General features: G+C 72.7%; 19 protein-coding genes and 1 pseudogene. 8 read left to right on the plus strand and 12 right to left on the minus strand.

Annotated features, from left to right (window positions below; translation table 11 throughout):
* Positions 1-85 precede the first annotated feature (85 nt).
* Both ACIQNU_RS23380 and ACIQNU_RS23385 read right to left on the minus strand, forming a co-directional pair.
* The gene (locus tag ACIQNU_RS23380) at positions 86-2,476 is read right to left on the minus strand and encodes an ATP-binding cassette domain-containing protein (protein WP_401369553.1); all 2,391 of its coding nucleotides are present in this window, start codon (positions 2,474-2,476) and stop codon (positions 86-88) included.
* A gap of 206 nt (positions 2,477-2,682) precedes the next feature.
* A pseudogene (locus ACIQNU_RS23385) lies at positions 2,683-4,223 on the minus strand (hypothetical protein).
* 34 nt (positions 4,224-4,257) lie between these two features.
* On the opposite strand from ACIQNU_RS23385, the gene ACIQNU_RS23390 reads away from it, so the two are divergent.
* Positions 4,258-4,605: a hypothetical protein gene (locus tag ACIQNU_RS23390; RefSeq protein WP_401369556.1), complete on the plus strand. Its 348-nt coding sequence runs from the start codon at positions 4,258-4,260 to the stop codon at positions 4,603-4,605.
* 31 nt (positions 4,606-4,636) lie between these two features.
* Here ACIQNU_RS23390 and ACIQNU_RS23395 read toward each other — a convergent pair whose 3' ends face one another.
* The gene (locus tag ACIQNU_RS23395) at positions 4,637-5,578 is read right to left on the minus strand and encodes an oxidoreductase (RefSeq protein WP_401369559.1); all 942 of its coding nucleotides are present in this window, start codon (positions 5,576-5,578) and stop codon (positions 4,637-4,639) included.
* Positions 5,579-5,736: 158 nt separating this feature from the next.
* Here ACIQNU_RS23395 and ACIQNU_RS23400 point away from each other — a divergent pair, with 158 nt between their 5' ends.
* Together ACIQNU_RS23400 and ACIQNU_RS23405 are read left to right on the plus strand one after the other, a co-directional pair.
* Entirely contained in the window at positions 5,737-6,333 is a 597-nt protein-coding gene (locus ACIQNU_RS23400; RefSeq protein WP_401369933.1) for a TetR family transcriptional regulator, read from the plus strand.
* Positions 6,334-6,528: 195 nt separating this feature from the next.
* Complete coding sequence (locus ACIQNU_RS23405) at positions 6,529-6,756, plus strand: hypothetical protein (RefSeq protein ID WP_401369562.1); 228 nt, start codon at positions 6,529-6,531, stop codon at positions 6,754-6,756.
* A 30-nt stretch (positions 6,757-6,786) separates the two neighbouring features.
* On the opposite strand, the gene ACIQNU_RS23410 is transcribed toward ACIQNU_RS23405, so the two are convergent.
* Complete coding sequence (locus ACIQNU_RS23410; RefSeq protein WP_401369565.1) at positions 6,787-7,593, minus strand: SAM-dependent methyltransferase; 807 nt, start codon at positions 7,591-7,593, stop codon at positions 6,787-6,789.
* Between the two features lie 117 nt (positions 7,594-7,710).
* Positions 7,711-8,229 carry a DUF6630 family protein gene (locus tag ACIQNU_RS23415; RefSeq protein WP_401369567.1) on the minus strand — a complete coding sequence of 173 codons (519 nt, stop codon included), beginning with the start codon at positions 8,227-8,229 and terminating at the stop codon, positions 7,711-7,713.
* Positions 8,230-8,501: 272 nt separating this feature from the next.
* Here ACIQNU_RS23415 and ACIQNU_RS23420 point away from each other — a divergent pair, with 272 nt between their 5' ends.
* Positions 8,502-9,677 carry a M48 family metallopeptidase gene (locus ACIQNU_RS23420; protein WP_401369569.1) on the plus strand — a complete coding sequence of 392 codons (1,176 nt, stop codon included), beginning with the start codon at positions 8,502-8,504 and terminating at the stop codon, positions 9,675-9,677.
* Between the two features lie 89 nt (positions 9,678-9,766).
* Complete coding sequence (locus tag ACIQNU_RS23425; RefSeq protein WP_401369572.1) at positions 9,767-10,348, plus strand: DUF6314 family protein; 582 nt, start codon at positions 9,767-9,769, stop codon at positions 10,346-10,348.
* On the opposite strand, the gene ACIQNU_RS23430 is transcribed toward ACIQNU_RS23425, so the two are convergent.
* Positions 10,293-10,874 (minus strand): histidine phosphatase family protein, encoded by a 582-nt coding sequence (locus ACIQNU_RS23430; RefSeq protein WP_401369575.1) that lies wholly within the window; start codon positions 10,872-10,874, stop codon positions 10,293-10,295. The two genes, ACIQNU_RS23425 and ACIQNU_RS23430, sit on opposite strands and share 56 nt — an antisense overlap.
* A gap of 40 nt (positions 10,875-10,914) precedes the next feature.
* Positions 10,915-12,378, minus strand: a complete 1,464-nt coding sequence (locus ACIQNU_RS23435; RefSeq protein WP_401369577.1) for a PLP-dependent aminotransferase family protein — start codon at positions 12,376-12,378, stop codon at positions 10,915-10,917.
* Here ACIQNU_RS23435 and ACIQNU_RS23440 point away from each other — a divergent pair.
* The gene (locus tag ACIQNU_RS23440) at positions 12,377-13,327 is read left to right on the plus strand and encodes a DMT family transporter (protein WP_401369579.1); all 951 of its coding nucleotides are present in this window, start codon (positions 12,377-12,379) and stop codon (positions 13,325-13,327) included. The genes ACIQNU_RS23435 and ACIQNU_RS23440 overlap by 2 nt on opposite strands.
* Before the next feature lie 75 nt (positions 13,328-13,402).
* Here the strand turns inward: ACIQNU_RS23440 and ACIQNU_RS23445 are convergent, their stop codons facing one another.
* Entirely contained in the window at positions 13,403-13,597 is a 195-nt protein-coding gene (locus tag ACIQNU_RS23445) for a DUF1918 domain-containing protein (protein ID WP_401369581.1), read from the minus strand.
* An 86-nt stretch (positions 13,598-13,683) separates the two neighbouring features.
* Positions 13,684-14,970: a glycoside hydrolase family 10 protein gene (locus ACIQNU_RS23450; protein WP_401369582.1), complete on the minus strand. Its 1,287-nt coding sequence runs from the start codon at positions 14,968-14,970 to the stop codon at positions 13,684-13,686.
* A gap of 172 nt (positions 14,971-15,142) precedes the next feature.
* On the opposite strand from ACIQNU_RS23450, the gene ACIQNU_RS23455 reads away from it, so the two are divergent.
* Together ACIQNU_RS23455 and ACIQNU_RS23460 are read left to right on the plus strand one after the other, a co-directional pair.
* On the plus strand, positions 15,143-16,015 hold the full coding sequence (locus ACIQNU_RS23455; protein WP_401369584.1) for a 3-hydroxybutyryl-CoA dehydrogenase: 873 nt from the start codon (positions 15,143-15,145) through the stop codon (positions 16,013-16,015).
* A gap of 371 nt (positions 16,016-16,386) precedes the next feature.
* Positions 16,387-16,644 (plus strand): hypothetical protein, encoded by a 258-nt coding sequence (locus ACIQNU_RS23460; RefSeq protein WP_401369586.1) that lies wholly within the window; start codon positions 16,387-16,389, stop codon positions 16,642-16,644.
* A 4-nt stretch (positions 16,645-16,648) separates the two neighbouring features.
* On the opposite strand, the gene ACIQNU_RS23465 is transcribed toward ACIQNU_RS23460, so the two are convergent.
* From ACIQNU_RS23465 to ACIQNU_RS23475, 3 genes are all read right to left on the minus strand, one after another.
* Positions 16,649-17,212 (minus strand): NUDIX hydrolase, encoded by a 564-nt coding sequence (locus ACIQNU_RS23465; protein ID WP_401369588.1) that lies wholly within the window; start codon positions 17,210-17,212, stop codon positions 16,649-16,651.
* Positions 17,213-17,343: 131 nt separating this feature from the next.
* Positions 17,344-18,684, minus strand: a complete 1,341-nt coding sequence (locus tag ACIQNU_RS23470) for a transcriptional regulator (protein WP_401369590.1) — start codon at positions 18,682-18,684, stop codon at positions 17,344-17,346.
* A gap of 273 nt (positions 18,685-18,957) precedes the next feature.
* Entirely contained in the window at positions 18,958-20,136 is a 1,179-nt protein-coding gene (locus ACIQNU_RS23475; RefSeq protein ID WP_401369593.1) for a PP2C family protein-serine/threonine phosphatase, read from the minus strand.
* Between the last annotated feature and the right edge of the window lie 58 nt (positions 20,137-20,194).

Raw genomic sequence — 20,194 nt, forward strand, 5'->3', positions numbered from 1 at the left:
GTTAGACGCCCGAGCGGGGGCCCGTACAGCGCATTTTCCCGGGGCCTGGACTCCTCCAGGGCCCCACGCTCCCCGCCGCCCCCGCTCAGACCCCCACATACATCGCGAGATGTTCCGCGGTCAGTGTGGCGCGGCCCTTGACCAGGTCCGTCGGTGTGCCCTCGAAGACGACGGTGCCGCCGTCGTGGCCCGCACCCGGGCCCAGATCGATGATCCAGTCGGCGTGCGCCATGACGGCCTGGTGGTGCTCGACCACGATGACCGACTTGCCGGAGTCGACCAACCGGTCCAGCAGGCCGAGCAGTTGCTCGACATCGGCGAGGTGGAGGCCGGTGGTCGGCTCGTCCAGGATGTAGACGCCGCCCTTCTCCGCCATCCGCGTCGCCAGCTTGAGCCGCTGCCGCTCACCGCCGGACAGCGTGGTCAGCGGCTGGCCGAGGGTGAGGTAGCCGAGCCCGACATCGGCGAGCCGGTCGAGGATGCGGTGCGCGGCCGGTGTGTGCGCCTCGCCGGCGCCGAAGAACTCCCGGGCCTCGGTCACCGGCATCGCGAGCACCTCGCTGATGTCACGGCCACCGAGGTGGTGGTCGAGGACCGACGCCTCGAACCGCTTCCCCTCGCAGTCCTCGCAGACGGTGGAGACGCCGGCCATCATCGCCAGGTCGGTGAAGATGACGCCGGCGCCGTTGCAGGTGGGGCAGGCGCCCTCGGAGTTGGCGCTGAACAGCGCGGGCTTCACACCGTTGGCCTTGGCGAACGCCTTGCGGATCGGTTCGAGCAGCCCCGTGTACGTCGCCGGGTTGCTCCGCCGCGAGCCCTTGATCGCGCTCTGGTCGATCGACACCACCTCGTCCCCGGTGGGGATCGACCCGTGCACGAGCGAACTCTTGCCGGAACCGGCGACCCCCGTGACGACGGCCAGCACCCCGAGCGGAATGTCGACGTCGACATCGCGCAGGTTGTGGGTCTTCGCGCCACGGATCTCCAGCGCCCCGGTCGGCGTGCGTACGGTGTCCTTGAGCGCGGCCCGGTCGTCGAAGTGGCGCCCGGTGACGGTGCCGCTGGTCCGCAGGCCCTCGACGGTGCCCTCGAAGCAGACGCCGCCACCCCCCGTACCGGCGCCGGGGCCGAGGTCCACGATGTGATCGGCGATCGCGATCGTCTCGGGCTTGTGCTCCACGACGAGAACGGTGTTCCCCTTGTCGCGCAGCCGCAGAAGGAGGTCGTTCATCCGCTGGATGTCGTGCGGATGCAGACCCGCGGTGGGCTCGTCGAAGACGTACGTGGTGTCGGTGAGCGAGGAGCCGAGGTGGCGGACCATCTTGACGCGCTGCGCCTCGCCGCCCGACAGCGTGCCCGACGGCCGGTCCAGGGAGAGGTAGCCGAGGCCGATCTCCACGAACGAGTCGAGGGTCCGCCCCAGCGTGGTGAGCAGCGGTGCCACCGACGGCTCGTCGAGGCCGCGGACCCAGGCGGCGAGATCACTGATCTGCATCGCGCAGGCGTCGGCGATGCTGATCCGCTTGATCTTCGACGACCGGGCGCCCGCGCTGAGCCGGGTGCCGTCGCACTCGGGGCAGGTCGTGAAGGTGACCGCCCGGTCCACGAACGCCCGGATGTGCGGCTGCATCGCCTCCCGGTCCTTGGACAGGAACGACTTCTGGATCTTCGGGATCAGCCCCTCGAAGGTGAGGTTCACCCCTTCAACCTTCACCTTGGTCGGCTCCCGGTGGAGGAAGTCCTGCATCTCCTGCTGGGTGAACTCACGGATCGGTTTGTCCGGGTCGAGCAGCCCCGACTCCGCGTAGACCCGCACGGTGAAGAAGCTGTCCGACTTCCAGCCGGGGATGGTGAACGCGCCCTCGGCGAGCGACTTCGAGTCGTCGTAGAGCTGGGTGAGGTCGATGTCGGAGACCGTGCCCCGGCCCTCGCAATTCGTGCACATGCCGCCGGTGCGGTTGAAGACCGCCTTCACCGCCTTCTTGGCACCGCGCTCCACGGTGATCGCACCGCTCGCCCGGACCGAGGGGACGTTGAAGGCGAAGGCGCCGGGCGGGCCGATGTGCGGCTTGCCGAGCCTGCTGAAGAGGATGCGCAGCATGGCGTTGGCGTCGGTGGCCGTGCCGACCGTGGAGCGCGGGTCGGAGCCCATCCGCTGCTGGTCGACGATGATCGCGGTCGTCAGCCCTTCGAGTACGTCGACCTCGGGCCGCGCCAGCGTCGGCATGAAGCCCTGCACGAACGCGCTGTACGTCTCGTTGATCAGCCGCTGCGACTCCGCCGCGATGGTGTCGAAGACCAGCGAACTCTTGCCCGACCCCGACACCCCGGTGAACACCGTCAGCCGGCGCTTCGGGATCTCGACGCTGACGTCCTTGAGGTTGTTCACGCGCGCGCCGTGCACGCGGATCAGGTCATGGCTGTCGGCGTCGTGCCGCTCGGGCGCCCGCGCGTCCGTCCTCTGGGCCTTGCTCATCGTCTCTCCATCTGTGGGGCGGGTCCGCCTGCGCGGTCCTCCGTCGGCATGCCGTCGACGCTACGAGACGGCGCCGCACGACGCTTCTCCGATCCTGACCGGATCACGGATCGTGGGGTCGTGGATCACTGCTCTCGCCGAGTGCACCGCTCTTCCGGTGGCCGCCATCGTACGGCGGCGCGACGGGCGGATCGCCGGCGCCGTGATCAGCGCTCGCGGACTCCCCCAGCGCCGGGTATCAGCTCCGCCGCCACGTCGATCGGCAGTGACGGGTTCCCGGCCGCCGCCTCCACCACCTGCCAGTCGGGGTCGGTGAGCAGCCCCGTGACGACCGGGGGCGGGAGGGCCGGGTGGCCTGCGGCACGGCGCCTCGCGTCGCGGTCGGCCAGGCAGGCGAGGAGGGCGGGGGCCGTCGCGTCGGGGTGCCGGGCGATCTCGCGGAGCGCCTTGCGTACCGCCCGCCCGTGCCGGGTCAGTTCCTCAAGGAGCGCCGGGGACGCGGCCGGGTTGGTCGCCACCTTGGCGACGACCTGGGCTCCGTACCGGTCGACCATGGCGCGCAGCTGTGCCTCGGAGAGGCCCGGGTGCGGGGCGACGGACTTGGCCACCTTCGCGTCGGGGTCGCCGGCCAGCGCGTCGCGGATCGCGGCCGGCAGATCGCGGCGCTGGGCCACCAGCATCCGTACGGCCGGGTTCGGCGCCTGGGCCAGCGTCTCGACCTCGGCGGGAGTGGCGGCGGCGATCCTCGGGAGCAGGGTGGCGCGGATCTTGACGGCACCGGCCAGGTCGGCGAGGACGTCGAGCGGTACGTGCGGGTGGTGGGCGAGGGCGCGGCGCACATCGGGGTCGGGGTCACCGGCCAGCCCACGCATTACGGTGTCGCCGATCGCGGGGTTCCCGGCGAGGTCGGCCCGGACGCCGGGCGCCGGGCGCCGGGTCGACGGCGAGCCGCCCGCTCACCTCCGACGGCAGATCGGAGCGGCCGGCCAGCGTCCACCGCAGGATCATCGAAGGGTGGTCGGCGAATCCGACGACGGCCCAGGTGGGCGTGGCCGGGTTCCGCAGGGCCGCCTCCTGTGTCGTGCGTGGTGGACTCGTGGGAGCCGTCGCAGGCGGCGCCCGGCAGCAGATCGCAGTCGGGGTGCGGGCAGTGCGGATCGTGGGTGTAGGGCGTCTCTTCGCGGTCGCAGACCAGACATCGCAGGGCGGGAGGCAGCCCTTCGCCGGTGAGCAGCGCCGCCAGTACGGGCGGGGGTGTCCCCTCGTTGCACGCCACCGCGCGACGGACCTCGGCGTGGGGATGCGAGGCAAGTGCGGCGGCCGTCTCAGGCGCGGCCGAGAACGCCAGCTCCGCGACCACCCGTACCTCCGTGTCCGCCGCGAGCGTCCGCACCACGTCGGCCGGGAGGCCGGGGCAGGCCGCCAGCTTCTCCCGTCGCCCGGCATCCGGATCCGCCGCGAACATACGCGCCCACTCCGGCCTCCCGGCGCCCTCGTGGAGCAGGGCGAGAGCGGCGTACGGATGGGTCGCGGGGTCGATGTCGGCGGCGGTCGACCGGCCCTCGTACGCGAGCTGTACGGCGCTGTCCGGCACGCGTGCCGCCAGCGCGACCGCCTGGTCGCGGGTGAGGTCCGGGCGCAGGGCGAGGTCCGATGCGATGTCGGCGTCCGCGACCGCGATGAGGCGGTCGACCAGCTCGTCCGGCAGGGCCGGGTGGGTGGCGAGTCCGCACAGGAGAGGGTTCACAGGGGGCATCCTGTCGCGCCCGTAGGGTGGGCGGGTGAGCAAGAGAAGCCGCCTGCGCCGCCTGACAGTCGGGGAGGTGACCTGGCTGTGGTCCGTGCGGCACACCTGCCGGGAGTGCCGCGAAGCGCTGACCCTCCGCGCGGAAGGAAGTGACGCGATGCTGCGTCTCGTGTTCTACGGGGGTCCCGGCCGCGCTGTCGCCGGCTATCCGTTGCATACGGGGGCGGTCTGCGCCGCCGGCGTCACGCTCAACCTCCATGAGCCGGGCGTCGTACGCCGATTCGTGGACGAGGCGGTGGCGCGTGAGGTGCTGCCGGTTCCCCGCGGGGTGAGGGAGATCGACGGCTGGCCACTCTTCGACACGCTGACGGCCGGCGACTGACCCCACCGGCCCCTCTCCTCGCGTACGCCGCTCAGGCCGGGGCAGGGAACGCGAAGCGTACGCCGGTCAGTTCCTCCGACACGTCCCAGAGGCGGCGGCCGGTCTCGGGGTCGGCGGCCGTGGCTGACGGGCGCACGAGCGTGGGCGCACCGCGCAGTTCGGCCGGACCGTCGGGGCCGATGAACTGGCCGCTCTCCACGCCCGGTTCGGTCGCCGCGTACAGCTGTGGCAGCGCGCCGCGGTCCGGACGCTGGGCGAACAGCGGGTTGCCGATACGGCCGAGCACCACCCGCCACAGGCCGACCGGCGTACCGCTCTGAAGGTTGGTCGCGGTGTAGCCGGGGTGGGCGAGCAGGCTGCGCACCGGGCTGCCGGCCTCGGCGAGGCGCCGGTGGAGTTCCTGGCCGAAGACGGCGTTGGCGAGTTTCGACTGGTTGTAGAAGCCCATGGGTGAGTAGTCGCGTACGCCGTGGAGGTCGTCGAAGCGGAGCCGTGCCGAGCGTGAGCGGTGGTTGACCGAGCTGACCGTGACCACCCGGGGGTCGTGCCCGAGGGTCAGCAGGTCGAGCAGCAGCCCGGTGAGTGCGAAGTGGCCGAGATGGTTGCAGGCGAACTGCACCTCGTGCCCCTGTGCGCTCAGTGAGCGGGGCGGTGCCATCACTCCGGCGTTGTTGACGAGCACGTCCAGGTGCCGGTGGTCGGTGTGCAGGCGCTCCGCGAAGGCCCGGACCGAGTCGAGGTCGGCCAGGTCGAGGTGGCGTACCTCCAGGTCGGCGTCCGGCAGTTCGGCGGTGATCTCCGCGACCGCCCGGCGGCCCTTCCCCTCGTCACGCACCGCGAGGATCACGCGCCCGCCGCGCCGGGCGAGCGCCCGGGTGGTCGCCAGACCGAGGCCGCTGTTGGCCCCCGTGACGACGAACACCCGCTTGGTCTGGTCCGGAATCCGGTCCACGGTCCACTGCTTGCTCATCATATGGCACATGCTGCCCTCAGTGGCACTTGGTGTCAATACGCGCCTAGGTGTCACTGGAGGCATGGCGTTACGATGGCGCCGTGAGCCCCCGCCCAGAAGTCCGCCCGGAAGTCACCCGTGACGCCCGCCCCGGTATCCGCGCCGATACGCGCCCCGATGTGAGCCTCGCCCAGCGCAAACGGCAGTTCGTCTCGAACGAGTTGACCGAGGCGGCACTGCAACTGCTCGCCCTGAAGGGGTTCGACGCGGTCACGGTGGACGAGATCGTGGCCACCGCGGGCGTCTCGAAGCGCACGTTCTTCCGGTACTTCGCGTCCAAGGAGGACGTGGTCGTCCAATTCCTGGCCGACATGGGCACGGGGATGCGTGCGGAGCTGGCGGACCGGCCCGCCGGGGAGCGGCCGTCCGAGGCGCTGCTACGCGCCGTGTCGGTCCCCATCGCCGCCTGCGCGGACCACTCGGAGCGGGCCCTGCGGGTGGTCCAGCTGATTCTCCGTACGCCCGCTCTGCTCGCCCGTTTCCTGGAGCGTCAGGCGCAGTGGCGCGACGATCTGGCGGCGGAGTTGGCGCACCGCCTGGATCTGGACCCCGCCGCCGAGCTGTATCCGCGGCTGGCCGCCGGGATGGCGCTGACGGCCTTCGACGCCGTACTGCACCGCTGGAGCGGCAGCGACGCGACGGAGGACCCGCTCGCGCTGCTCGACCGGGCGTTCACCGTCATCGCTCCGGCGCTGGACGCGGTCCAGCCCACGTAGCACGCAGGTAGAGCGCACGTAGATCGAGCACACGCGCAACCCGCTGGCAGACCCGGGCGGCTGCCGGTCATCATGAACACCATGGAGCATCGGAACACCGACTGGATCACCGTCGCGGCCTACGAGAACGCGCCGGGCCGTCCCCGGCCCTTGGCGGCCGTGCGCGCTTGACTGCGTGACCGCGGCATCGACTGGATGCCCTTCGGCCGGGAGGAGATCCGTTGGGACCTGTCGTGCGGCGTCGGTGCCGACGGCCACTGGCACGGCTGGTTCACCGTCCGCGTGCGTGCCGACGCCCTTCGGCGGCTGGGGCTGCATCCCGACCAGCCCACCTCCGAGGTCACCGGCCCGTCCCCGCCCGGCTGGTGGCATGCCGCCGCGGAACGCGGCGGGCCGGGTCGGACGGGGTTCGGCGGCGGATGACGAAGCGCGGTGGGCGCGGCCTCCCGCTCGTCAGCGCTTGCGCGCCACCGCCCCGTACATGGCGATGGCCGCGTCGTCGACGCCGTCCTGCTCGGGGCCCGGCCGCCAGGTGTGGACCTGGGTGACGCCGGGCTCGACCAGGTCCATGCCGTCGAAGAAGGCGGTGGCCGTCGGCAGGTCGCGCAGCACCATGGGCATGCCCTGCTGGTTGTACTCGTCGGCCACCCGGCCGACCTCTTCGGGAGCGAAGTCGGCGGTGCCGATGGTCATCGCGAGGAAGCTGCCCGGCGCCAGCGGTTCGAGCAGCCGCTGGACGAGGCGCTGGTCGTCGGGGGGCAGGATGAAGTGGAGAATCCCGATGATCATCAGGCCGACCGGCTCGTCCAGATCGATCAGCGCGCGGAACTGAGGGCTGTCGAGGATGGCGTCCGGGTCGTGCATGTCGGCGTCGACGTAGGCGGTCCTTCCCTCGGCCGACCCCTGGAGGAGGGCTCGGGCGTGGGCGAGGACGATGGGGTCGTTGTCGACGTAGACGATGTGCGAGGCCGGGTCGACCTCCTGCACGACCTCGTGCAGGTTCGGCGCGGTGGGCAGACCGGTGCCGATGTCGAGGAACTGCCGGATGCCCTGCTCCTTGGCGAGGTAGTGCCCGGCGCGGTGCATGAACCGCCGGTTCTCCCGCATGTGCACGGGCAGCGCCGGCCAGTGCCGGCACATGGCGTCTCCCGCCTCCGCGTCGACCTGGTAGTGGTCCTTGCCGCCCAGGATGTAGTCATAGACCCGCGCGGAATGGGCGGTCGAGGTGTCGATCCGATCGTCTCCGCCTGCGCTGTGCATGACCTGCTCCGTTCGCCGCCGACAGTGCCCTTTGAACGCTACAACGCACCGAACCCCCAGTCGAACAGCCTGGCGGCCACAGAAAGTTCGCCCCCCTTACCCCTCTGCCCCCTCGCCCTACCCCTCGCCCAACGTCCAGGCCCGGAACCCCGCACTCTCCGCAAGCGACGTCAGCTCCTCCGCCCGAGCCCCCCGCAGGCACACCACCGGATAGCAGTCCGACTCGATGTCGAGGACGGCGAGCGCCGCGCCGACCTCCCGGTAGTGCCTGCCGCAGACCTCCAGGAACTCGTACGTCGGCAGGTTCGTGTCGCCTGCGTCGAGCAGGACCCACGGGTCGGCGGACGGGCGGGACGCGAGCGTTCCGAGCCGGGCCCGGATCTCGCGCGGGTCCTCCTTCCAGTCGAACTCGGCGAGCAGCCGGTGCCTGTCGAGGGCGTCGACCAGCGCGATCCACGCCAGATCGGGTATCGGCTCGTCGATGCCCCGGTCGTCCAACTCGTCGGCGTACGTGCGGAGATAACCCGCCGGGTCGTCATGGGCGTGCAGTACGCGCTCCGCCACCTCCGGGTGCGCGGGGGCGAGCAGGGCCGCCGCGGCGGCCAGGGACGAACGGACTGCGTCGGTGCCGGACACGGCTCTGCTCCTTCGATCGGCGTCTCCGTCAGGCACCCTGCCACAGGGGTACGACAATGCAGCGGCCGTCGACCGGGTCGGCGCGCTAGGCTGCGGGCCGCTCGAACGAGCGCTGGTGGGGGGCGGTCCCGGCGAGGGGCCGTCAAGGGGAGGGGACTGTCGTGGTGGAGTCGAGTGCTGTCGTGGGACGGGCGAGAGCGTGCCCGGAGTGCGGGGCGGACGTGCCGGAGGATCCCCGGTTCGTCGCCTGGTGCGCCGGGTGCGGTTGGAATGTGGATCCGAGCCCGCAGGACCCGGCGCCGGGCCGGGTGGAGGCCGTACGGCGCCGCCTCGCGCACCGGCACGGCGAGCACCTGCTGGCCGAGATGGAGACGTCGCCCGATCCGCGCCCCCGCCGCGACACGGCGGGCGTCGTCGCGTACGGCATCGCGCTGGCCGTGCATCTGGTCACGGTGGTCCTGGCCGTCGCCGGGGTGCTGCTGGTGGTCCTCGGCTGGAGCACGGTGGTGCGACCGCTCGTCGGGGCCGTGCTGTTGATCGTCGCCTTCGCGCTGCGGCCCCGTTTCGGCCGGCTGCCCGACGACACCCCCGTCCTCTCGCGCGCCGAGGCGCCCCGGCTGTTCGCGCTGATCGACGAGGTCGCGGCCGTCGCGGGCACCCGTGGCGTGGACGCGGTCGCGGTGGGCTCCGAGTTCAACGCGAGCGTCACCACGTACGGGCTCCGGCAGCGGCGGGTGCTGCGGGTCGGCCTCGGGCTGTGGGAGGTCATGAGCTGGGAGCAGCGCGTCGCCGTGCTTGGGCACGAGGTGGGTCATTACGCGCACGGCGACACCCGGCACCAGCGGGTGATCGGCGGCGCCCTGCGGTCGCTGGCGCTGTGGCTGCACATGCTGTCGCCCATCGAGTCGCCGAGCCTGGTCGAGCGCTTCGCCAACGCCCTGATGTTCCTGCCGCGCTGTGCCGTACGCGGCGTTCTGCTGCTGCTCGACCATCTGACGATGCGGGCGTCGCAGCGGGCCGAGTACCTCGCCGACCGGACGGCCGCCCGCGCCGGTTCGACCGCCGCCGCGACGGAGCTGATGGATGTCCTGCTGCTGGGGAGCGCGGTCGGCACCGAGCTGCGGCGCGCGTCCGTCGCCGCGCAGACCAGGGGCGTTTCGGGGGGCCGTACGGAGGTGGCGGACGGGCTGTGGGAGCGGCTGGCCGCGCACACCGCGTCGGTGCCGGAGCGCGAGTACGAGCGGCTGCGCCGGGTCGCCGCCCTGCGCGGCCACAGCGTGGACGCGACCCACCCGCCGACCCATCTGCGCCGCCGGTGCCTCGCCGACGGCGAGCAGTCGGCGGCCTTGATCACGGTCGACCGGGCCATGGCGGACGCGGTGGCCGGTGAACTGGCCGCCGCCCGCGCCAAGCTGGCCCGCCAGGTCGTACGCGACTACGCGGGCTGATCCGGCGCCCCCGATCCCCCCGGCCGGGTCGTGCGTAAGCTCGGACGTGCCGCGCGCAACGGCTTTGCGCGGCGGAAACGGAAGGGATCGTGGGCGAGTACCGGAGCGTGCCCGACGTGCTGGCGTATCTCGCCGGGCGGTGGCGGGTGGAGCGGGTGGTCCGCGATCTGGCGGGCGGGGCGGCGGGTGAGGTGGCCGGTGAGGTGGCGGGGCGGTTCACCGGCACCACCGACTTCTCACCCCTGGAACCGGCCGCTTCCGCCCATGGCCGCCCCGGCCTGCTGCACCACGAATCCGGCACCTTCGTCTGGCAGGGCGTCGCCCGCCCCGCCGAGCGCACCCTCCGCTACCTCCCGGGCGACCCCGCCGGCACGGCCCGCGTCGAGTTCTCCGACGGACGCCCCTTCCACGACCTGGACCTGCGCACAGGCCACTGGGTGGCCGACCACCCCTGCGCGGCGGACCTCTACCGGGGCACCTTCACGGTCGACGGCGACGACGACTGGCGCACCGAGTGGCGGGTCCGCGGCCCGGCGAAGGACCTCGTCCTGAGCACCACGTACCACCGCGACAACGCGTACGACACTGACAGCAACACGTACGCCACTGACAGCGCTACATCGTCGGTCCCCCGTCGAGCCGCAGACTCCACTGCCCCGGGCTCCCCGTGAGGGTCACCGTCGACAGCGGCAGCACGTCGATGCTCCAGTACGTGGGCGGCGCCGCCTTGAGCGCGTAGACGAGGGCCGCCCGCACCACCGTCGGTTCGGCGACGGCGACGATACGGACCCCGTCCTCGGCGGGGCGGGTGTCGAGCCAGTGCCCTATCCGGGAGATGAACGTCAGCAGCGACTCACCACCGTGCGGCGCCGCCCGCGGGTCGCCCAGCCACTGGTCGACCGCCTCGGGTTCATGCGCGGTCACCTCGGCCAGGGTGCAGCCGCGCCAGCGGCCCATGTCGCAGTCGCTCAGGGCCGGTTGGACGAGGGGGGCGAAGCCGAGGGCGGTGCCGGTGGCGCGGCTGCGCGGGGTCGGTGAGCAGTAGCGCAGCTCGGCGACGCCGAGGGGGACCAGGGCCTGGGCGGCGAGCTGCACCTCGTACCATCCGGCCTGGTCGAGCGGCCGGTCGTCGTCGAAACGTTCCGCGAGCAGCGAGGAGCTGCGAGCGGTGGCGATCAGCGTGACGCGAACCTGCATGCCGTGATCGTGGGGCCGCTGAAACGTCCAGGTCAAGGCTTTACGGATGGTAAGGGTCCGTCGCCCTCTGACCCCGTACCTCGTCCCACGCCGCGCGCACCCTCCGTACACCCTCGGTGATCTCGGAGAGGCCCGCGACGCCCGCGAAGCACAACCGGACGTGGGCGGCGGGCGGTTCGGCGCAGAAGTACGGGCGGCCGGGGGCGACGGCGACCCCGTGGCGCAGGGCGGCGGCGGCCAGGGCGGCCTCGTCGGTGCCGTCGGGCAGGCGAAGCCACAGGTGGTAGCCGCCGGACGGGATGTGCGGGACGGCGAGGTCGGGCAGCGCCATCCGCAGGGCGGCCGTCATCCGGTCGCGCCTGCTCTGCAACTCCTCGGAGACCGCGCGCAGATGGCGCGGCCAGGCGGGCGATCCGACGAGTTCGAGTGCCGCCTCCTGCAAGGGCCGGGGGACGAAGAAGTGGTCGACCACCTGGATGGCGCGCAGCCGCTCCAGGACCGGGCCGCGCGCGACGAGCGCGCCGACGCGGAAGCTCGGCGAGGTCGCCTTGGTGAGCGAGCAGACATGGACGACGACACCGTCCGGGTCGTCGGCGGCCAGCGGGGGTGGCAGCGGCCCGGAGTCCCGGTGGACGAGCCGGCGTACGAAGTCGTCCTCCACGACGAACGCCCCGGCGGCGCGGGCGATCCGCAGGACCTCGGCCCGGCGGTCCGGGGCGAGGACGGCGCCGGTCGGGTTCTGGAACAGCGGCTGGCAGACGAAGAGCCGCGCGCCGGTCGCCCGGAACGCGTCGGCGAGGAGCCGTGGCCGTACGCCGTCGGTGTCGACCGGGACCGGCACCGGACGCAGCCCGGCGGCGCGGGCGATGGCGAGCATGCCGGGGTAGGTGGGCGACTCGACCAGGACGGGGGCGCCCGGGGGTGCCAGGGCCCGGAGGGCGGTGGTGAGGGCGGACTGACCGCCCGAGGTGATCAGGACCTCGGCCGCGGTGATCGCGCCGCCGATCCCCCGCGCGAACCATTCGCGCAGCTCGGGCAGTCCGTCCACGGGCGGGCGGCCCCAGGCGCCGGGACGGCGTCCGGCGCGGGCCAGGGCCGCGGCCATCGCGCGTTCGGGCTGGAGCGACGGGTGCAGATAGCCGCCGTTGAACTCGACGACTCCGGCGGGCGGGGCGGCGAGCGTGACCAGCACCCCGGACGCGTCGACCGCGCGGGGCACCGCCTCGGTGGCCGCGTCCGCGCTGAGCGCGACCTCCTGCCAGGACGTGTCTCCGCCGCGCGCGAGGGGGGTGCGGGGTCCGGCGCGGAAGGCTCCGGCGCCGGGCCGCACCACGACCAGGCCCTCGGCGGCGAGCTGGGCGAGGGCGCGCGAGACGGTGACCGGGCTGACGCGGAACCGTTCGACCAGGTACCGACTCGACGGCAGCTTCTCATCGGGAGAGTAGCGGTCCAGCTCCTGTCGCAGCCGTTTCGCCAGTTCACCCACACTGCTACGCTCGTGCATGACAGCACAGGATAGCGCTACTCCCGCCGGGTCGATATCAGTTCACGGCGGCGGACCCCTCGGTGCGGACCCCGTCCCGGACCACAACCCGTCCCGCCGCGGCGGCACGCTCCTCGCGGCCCTCGGCGTCGTCGCCTTCTCCCTCACCTTCCCCGCCACCGCCTGGGGCCTGGAAGGCTTCGGGCCCTGGTCCCTCGTCACGGTGCGCAGCGTCATCGCCGCCGTCATCGCGGGCGGCTGTCTGCTCGCGCTGCGGGTGCCCGTACCGGCGCGCCGCCACTGGGCCGGACTCGCCGTCGTCGCCGCCGGTACGGTCCTCGGCTTCCCGCAGCTCACCACGCTCGCCCTGGAGACCTCCACCACCGCGCACGCGGCGGTCGTCGTCGGCCTGCTTCCGCTGACGACCGCGCTGTTCTCGGCGCTGCGCATCGGCACCCGGCCGTCCCGTACGTTCTGGATCGCGGCGTGCGCGGGCGCCGCGGCGGTGATCGCGTTCACGGTCCAGCAGAGCGGCGGCGCGCTGACCGGCGCCGACGCCTACCTCTTCGGGGCGCTGCTGATCTGCGCCGCCGGATACACCGAGGGCGGCAGGCTCGCGCGGGTGATGCCGGGCTGGCAGGTCATCGCCTGGGCCCTCGTCCTGTGTCTGCCGCTGACCCTGCCCGGCGCGCTGGTCGCGCTGTCGCTGGAGCCGGTCCAGCTCACCGCGCACAGCGTCGCCGGGCTGCTCTGGGTGGCGGCCGGATCACAGTTCGTGGGGCTGGTCGTCTGGTACCGGGGCATGGCCGTGATCGGCATCCCCAAGGCGAGCCAACTCCAGCTCGCGCAGCCGCTGTTGACCCTGGTGTGGTCGGTGTTCCTGCTCGGCGAACACCTCACGCCGGCCGCGCCGCTGACGGCGCTCGCGGTGCTGGTGTGCATCGCGGTCACCCAACGGGCACGCGGCTGACGTTCCCGTGGAGCGGCCGATGTCCTCCTGAGGGCCTATGCCCTACTGAGCCGTGTCAGGGCCCTGGACAACGTCCTACTGAGCCGTGTCCGGGTGCTGGACAACGCAGTCGGGACCCGGTGACATGACCGCCTCGTGCCCGTCCTGGAAGCGGACGCGGTACGGCGGTTCGCCCTGGGACCCCATGACCTCGACGATCTCGACGACCTTGTCGTGCTGGCCCACGATCCTGCCGTGCACCAGCAGATGGTCACCCTTGGTTGCATGCATCGGAGCGCCCTCCTCGTACCGTGGCGAGGGGCCCTCTGGCGGCCCGCCCGTTGCCGGTGTTCCGTGGCCTGTCCGTCGGCGTCAGTCTACGACCGGACCGGGCGCCGGGCCCGGCGCCCGTAGTGGTCGGCGACCACACGAGCCATCGCCCCACTCGGATCGGCCAGCACTTCCTTGCCCGAGAAGTAGACGTGCCCGCCCACCTCCGGGTGCCGGGCGGCGAGGGTGAGATGGCGGGACAGCTCGGCCGGGTCCTGCCAGGGCGCGGGCTGCGCCGGGTCGCCCGCCTTGTACAGCGCCTCACCGACGTAGAGGCCGACGCCGGTGCCGGCGGCCACCTCCGCCCACCAGGGCAGCAGCTTCGCGTAGTCCGCGCCGGCGAAACCGATGTTCCAGTACAGCTGCGGACAGATGTAGTCGATCCAGCCCTTGCGGACCCAGCCACGGGTGTCCGCGTGCAGGTCGTCGTAGCTCTGGGCGCCGCGGGTGTCCGAGCCGAGCGGGTCGCTCGACGCGTTGCGCCAGATACCGAAGGGGCTGATGCCGAGCCGGACGCCCGGCCGGGTCCGCCGGATCCGGTCCGCCGTCTCGGTGACGAGCCGGTCGACGTTGGCGCGGCGCCACGCGGCCCGGTCCGGGAAGCCGCCGCCGTGCGCGGCGAAGGCGGCGTCGTCGTCGAAGACCTCTCCGGCGACCGGATACGGGTAGAAGTAGTCGTCCCAGTGCACGGCGTCCACCGGATAGCGGCGTACGGCGTCGAGCATCGCGTCCTGGACGAAGCTCCGTACCTCGGGCAGCCCCGGGTTGTAGTACAGCTTGCCGCCGTACGGCACGATCCAGTCCGGGTGGACGCGCGCGGGGTGGCTCGCGACCAGCCGCGACGGGTCGGTGTGGTTGGCCACCCGGTACGGGTTGAACCAGGCGTGCAGCTCCAGGCCTCTGCGGTGCGCCTCGGTGACGGCGGTGCCCAGCGGGTCCCAGCCGGGGTCGCGGCCCTGGACCCCGGTGAGGTACTGCGACCACGGCTCGTACGGCGAGGGCCACAGCGCGTCGGCGGTGGGCCTGACCTGGAGGATCACGGCGTTCAGCCGGCGCTCCACCGCGCCGTCGAGGAAGCGCAGGAGTTCCGCGCGCTGCTCGGCGGCCGGGAGTCCGGGGCGTGAGGGCCAGTCCCGGTTGGTGACGGTCGCCAGCCACATCCCGCGCAGCTCGCCGCCCTGCGGGACACCGCCCGCCGCCCCCGGACTGCCGCGCCGCCGCCCGGCGGCCCCGGCGCCCACGACCCCCTCCGCCGCCGCGTCCCCGGCGACCGTGAGCCCGGTCAGCACGATCCCCGCGGCCGTCGCGAAGCCCCTTCGGGTCATCCGCCCCATACATCGCTCCTGACGTCTTGCCTGGTTTCCGCCGCCCAGCATGCCCGACCCGGCCGGATGCCCGGACCCGGTCGGATGTCCGTCCGGAGATCCGGAGTACGGTGCAGGCCGGGGCGGGCGCCGCCACCCTACGAGGGTGCTGCCTGCCTAACACGTTCACGAAGGGGACGAAGTGACCGACACTCTCGCCGACATCACACGCGTCGGAGTGGTGGGCTGCGGCCAGATGGGGGCGGGCATCGCGGAGGTGTGCGCGCGGGCCGGGCTGGACGTCAAGGTCGCCGAGACCACCGGCGAAGCCCTGGAGATCGGCCGTACCCGGCTGTACAACTCCCTGTCCAAGGCCGCCGAGCGGGGCAAGATCAGCGAGGCGGAGCGGGATGCGACGCTGGGGCTGCTGAGCTTCACGACCGACCTGGGCGAGTTCGCCGACCGTGATCTGGTGATCGAGGCGGTCGTCGAGAACGAGCAGGTCAAGACCGAGATCTTCCAGGTGCTCGACCAGGTGGTGACCCGGCAGGACGCGATCCTCGCCTCCAACACCTCGTCCATCCCGCTGGTGAAGCTGGCCGTGGCGACCTCGCGCCCCGACCAGGTGATCGGCATCCACTTCTTCAACCCGGCCCCGGTGCAGAAGCTCGTCGAGCTGATCCCGGCGCTCACCACGTCCGAGGGCACCATCAGCCGGGCGCAGGCGCTGGTCGAGAAGGTGCTCGGCAAGCACGCGATCCGCGCCCAGGACCGCTCGGGCTTCGTCGTGAACGCGCTGCTCATCCCGTATCTCCTCTCCGCGATCCGGATGTTCGAGTCGGGCATCGCGAGCCGCGAGGACATCGACAACGGCATGGAGCTGGGCTGCGCCCATCCGATGGGCCCGCTGAAGCTGGCCGACCTGATCGGCCTGGACACGGTGGCATCGGTCGCGGACTCGATGTACGCCGAGTACAAGGAGCCGCTGTACGCCGCTCCCCCGCTCCTCCAGCGGATGGTCGACGCGGGCCGCCTGGGCCGCAAGTCCGGCTCGGGCTTCTATCCGTACGCCTGACCGCTCCATTCGTACATCTGACCGCTCGGCCCGTACGCCCGACCGCTCTGCCCGTACGCCCGACCCGGCCGGCCCGTACACCTGACCGCTCTGGCCGGTTCTCCACGGTCGGCCGGATCCGTGCGGTCAGCCGCTTCCGTGCGGCCGAGCCGGAGGAAATCGCGGTCCCTGCCTCCGCTTCCGGCCACGCTCCGTAGTTCTCACCGTCTCGGGCCCGGCGCTCTCACGAGTGCCGGGCCCGAACCGTTCGCACGGGGTGCGAGCACCGGGCTCGCATATGCCCTCCGCACACGCTCCCGCCGCGCCCACCAGGCGTGTTGACTTTCGATGCATGTGAAAGGGATGTGACGACCACCGAAAGGAGCGGACTCGTGACCACCGACCAGGACCATCCCATGGCCGCGGAAGACGTCGCGGAATTACGTCGCCGTCTCGATGTGGGCCTCGCCCATATGGAGGGACGGCTAGCACTGCTCACCCAGCGTGATGAACAGACCGCCAAGGACCAGGACGAGCTGAGCGTACGGGTCACCGCACTGGAGCACACCCGGTGGCCGCTGCCCGCGGTCGCCGCACTCACCGCTTTCGGCGCCCTCGTCGTGACCGTGTGGCAGGCCCTGGGCCGTTAAGGCGTCAGGGCCTGACCCCGGCGGGCGGTGGGCCGTCCTGTCCCAGGCGCAGCTGGTGCAGGAGCAGCAGGGCCGCCGCCATGTTGGCGGCCGGGACCTCGCCCCGGGCGACCATGTCCGGCACGAGTTTGAGCGGGACCCACTCACGGCGGTCCGACTCGAAGTCGTCCACGGGATGGCCGACGTACGCCCCCTCGTCGGCCCAGAAGATGTGGTGCCGGGCATCGGTGAGCCCGTTCGACGGCTCGACGCTCATCAGATGCCGTAAGGGCCCCGGCCGCCAGCCGGTCTCCTCCTCCAGTTCGCGGGCCGCCGCGACCGCGATGTCCTCGCCGTCCTCGACGACGCCCGCGGCGAGTTCCCAGCCCCAGCTGTCGGTGATGAAGCGGTGCCGCCACAGCAGCAGGACCTCGTTCGCGTCGTTGACGACCGTGGCGACCGCGACGGGCCGCATCCTGATGAGGAAGTGGTCCAGATGCCGGCCGTCCGGCAGTTCGACATCGGCCAGGTTCACGCTGAACCAGCGGTTCTCATACACAGTTTGTTCGCTTTGTTTCGTCCACTGCACGGTTCTGCCACCTTCCTGGGAGTAAGTGGCAATATCGCAGCAGGAACGAGAGGGCAGGGGTATGCCGTGCTCAGAGCGGTGCGTGCGGCGCGCCGCCGGGGCCACGGCGCGGAGCGCCCCGCACAGGCGTCCTACAGGGGTACGCGGAGCGCCCTGTCGATGAGTTCGGCGGCCTCCGCTGTGCCCGCGCAGCCGCCGCGCATCAGTTGGGCGCGCACCTCGCGCAGCCGGTCGCGCAGCCGCTGGGACTCCATGCCCCGGGCCTGTTCGGCCATGTCGACGGCGGTGGCGGCGGCCTTGTCCGCGTGGCCCTGGCGCAGTTCGATCTGGCTGAGCATGGCGAGCCGGTGCACCCGGCCCCGGTCGTGCGCCGGGGTGTCCACGGCCGCTTCGGCGTGCTCGGCGGCGGCCCGCAGATCACCCAGGCTGAGCAGCGCCTCCGCCACCTGGACGTTGACCAGGCCCGGTTGGACGTATCCGGTCTCGTCGGGCTCGTGGCCCCGGCGGATCCGGTCGGCGGCTGACTCGGCGCGTCGGATGCAGGCCAGGGCGCCGGCCCCGTCGCCGAGGTGCGCGTACGCCTTCGCCTGCATCGCGTACAGGTCGGACGCGAGCGCGGGTGTGATGTGCCGGCCCGCCGCGCGCAGGGCGGCCTCCGCGAAGGCGACGGCCTGCCGGTGCTCGCGCATGAACAGCGACTGGTTGACGAGCAGCGCGATGACATACGCGCCGAGACCCCGGTCGCCGCTCGCCTTGGCCAGGCGCAGCGCCTGGTGGAAGTAGCGCTGAGCGAGGCCGTGCGCGTCGGAGTCGTACGCGCAGATCCCGGCGATGGCGACCAACCCGCCGGTGGCGCGGTGGAGTTGGCGGCCGGTGGCGTCGGTGTAGCCGCCGCGCAGCAGGGGCGCGGTCTCGGAGGTGAGGAAGCCGACGATGCGGGTGCGGGTCGCTATGCCGCCGGCCTTGCGGTACATCTGCTCGTAGTGCGCGCGGGCGGCCCGCAGCATCTCGATGTCGGCCATGCCGACGTGCTGGCGTCCGCCGCGCGACACATCGACGTCCTCGGGCGGGTTCTCCCACTCCCATACGGGCATCACGGCGGGCGTTCCGGTGACAGCGGGGGCGCCCAAGAGGTGCGGGCGCTGCTGCTCGTCGGAGCGCCACAGGGCGGTGGCGCGCTCCACGAAGCCGGACAGTGTGGAGCCGTGGACGGCGGCCGGACGGCCGGGGACGCCGAGGCCGATGTCGTCGAGGGTGACGGGCCGGTGCAGCCGGGCGGCGAGCACCTCGCAGATGAGGTCGGGCACCTGGCCCCGGGGCCGCTGGCCCTTCAACCACCGGGCGACGGCGGTGTGTTCGTACCGCAGGGCGAGTCCTCTGGCGCGGCCCGCCTGGTTGACGTGCGCGGCGAGTCCCGCGTGCGAGACACCGGCCTCGTCGAGTATCGCGTCGAGCAGGGTGTTGGGCTGCATGATGCCCTCCGGTGCCTCGGTGCGGACAGCGTAGTGGACTGTGACGCTCAGTGGAGCGGAGTTCACACGGGGTGTGAAGCGAGTGCGCGCATCCGCAGCGTGCGCGCTCTGTCGCCGGGGGTGTCGGGGGCGATTGACTTCAGGCACCTCGTCAGAGAGGCCGGTCGGGCCGCCGGCTCCCCCTCGTACAGTGCGGCGGCCCCGCCGTCCGCGCCGTCCGCCCCTTCGCCGCCTGCCCGACACACGCGGCCGGGCGGACGGCGCGCCCCGCGCTCAGGTCGCCCGCTGCGCGGGCCGGCGTATCGGTTCGCCTTGCTGGACCACCACGCGCCTGCGGTCGTTGGCCAGCACCAGAAGCGCGCCGTCGTCGGCGGGCAACCCGCCCGCGTGCCGCAGGAGTTGGGCGAACACGGCGTGGATCAGGGCCTGCGGGACGACGGGCCGCACGCGTACCGCCTCGGCGAGCGCGGTGTGCAGCGGGAAGAACCGGCCGCGCCGGTCCCGGGCGTCCTCGACGCCGTCGGTGTGCAGGACCAGCGCCTCGCCGGGGCGCAGCCGCCCGCAGCGCACCAGCGGCAGATCGGCGGGGAGCGGGAACGGGCCGAGCGGTGGCAGGGGTTCGCCTCCCGCGAGCCGTTCCGCGCGTCCGCGCGGGCCGCGCGGTCCCGGCGTGGACGACAGCAGATAGGGCCAGGGATGGCCGCAGTTGAGGGCGACGACCTCGCCGTCGGGCCGGATCTCCAGGAGCAGCAGGGTGACGAACTCCTCGGCGAGCGGACTGTCGGGCTCCGCTCCGCCGCCCGCGGGGTGCTCGGCGCGTGAGCGCTCCCGCAGGTGGCGGGCGAGCGCGCGTTCGAGGCGGCGCAGCACTCCGGCGAGTTCGGCCTCGTCGTGCGCGGCCTCACGGAAGCTGCCGAGGACGGCGGCGACGGTGGACAGGGCGCCGAGCCCGTGCCCCCGGACGTCGCCCATCACGACGCGTACGCCCTGCTCGGTGGTCAGCACCTCGTACAGATCGCCGCCGACCCCCGCGCCCCGGTCGGCGGAGAGTTGACCGCCGGCGACGGCGAGCCCGTCGACGCGGGGCGGCAGGGGCCGCAGCAGGACGTTCTGCGCGGCGTGCGCGATCTTCCGCATCTGCCGCAACTCCCTGAGCAGGGTGTGACGGATGTGGAGGACGAGGCCGGTGCCGACGGCGAAGAAGACGGCGCTGCTGACGATCCGCGCACCGAGCCCCGTCTCCTGGGCCAGCGGACAGGCCATTTTGTACGTGATCGCCACGGCGCCCCAGAGAGTCGGCAGCCCCAGCGAGAGCCCCCGGCGCAGCCGCCGGGGGTCGCCCCGAAGCGCCAGGACCCGGAGGGGGCCCGCGCGGACGAGGGCGCGGAAGGCGGCCCGGGTCCTCGTCGGGAGCCTCGCCCCAGCGGGAGCCCCAGCCCTACTACGGATCATGCCGCCGGCCCCCCTAGTACGACCGGATCGATTGTGTCCACCGCATGCCCCGATCGGG

The organism is Streptomyces sp. NPDC091292, from assembly GCF_044757265.1.
Taxonomy (GTDB): domain Bacteria; phylum Actinomycetota; class Actinomycetes; order Streptomycetales; family Streptomycetaceae; genus Streptomyces.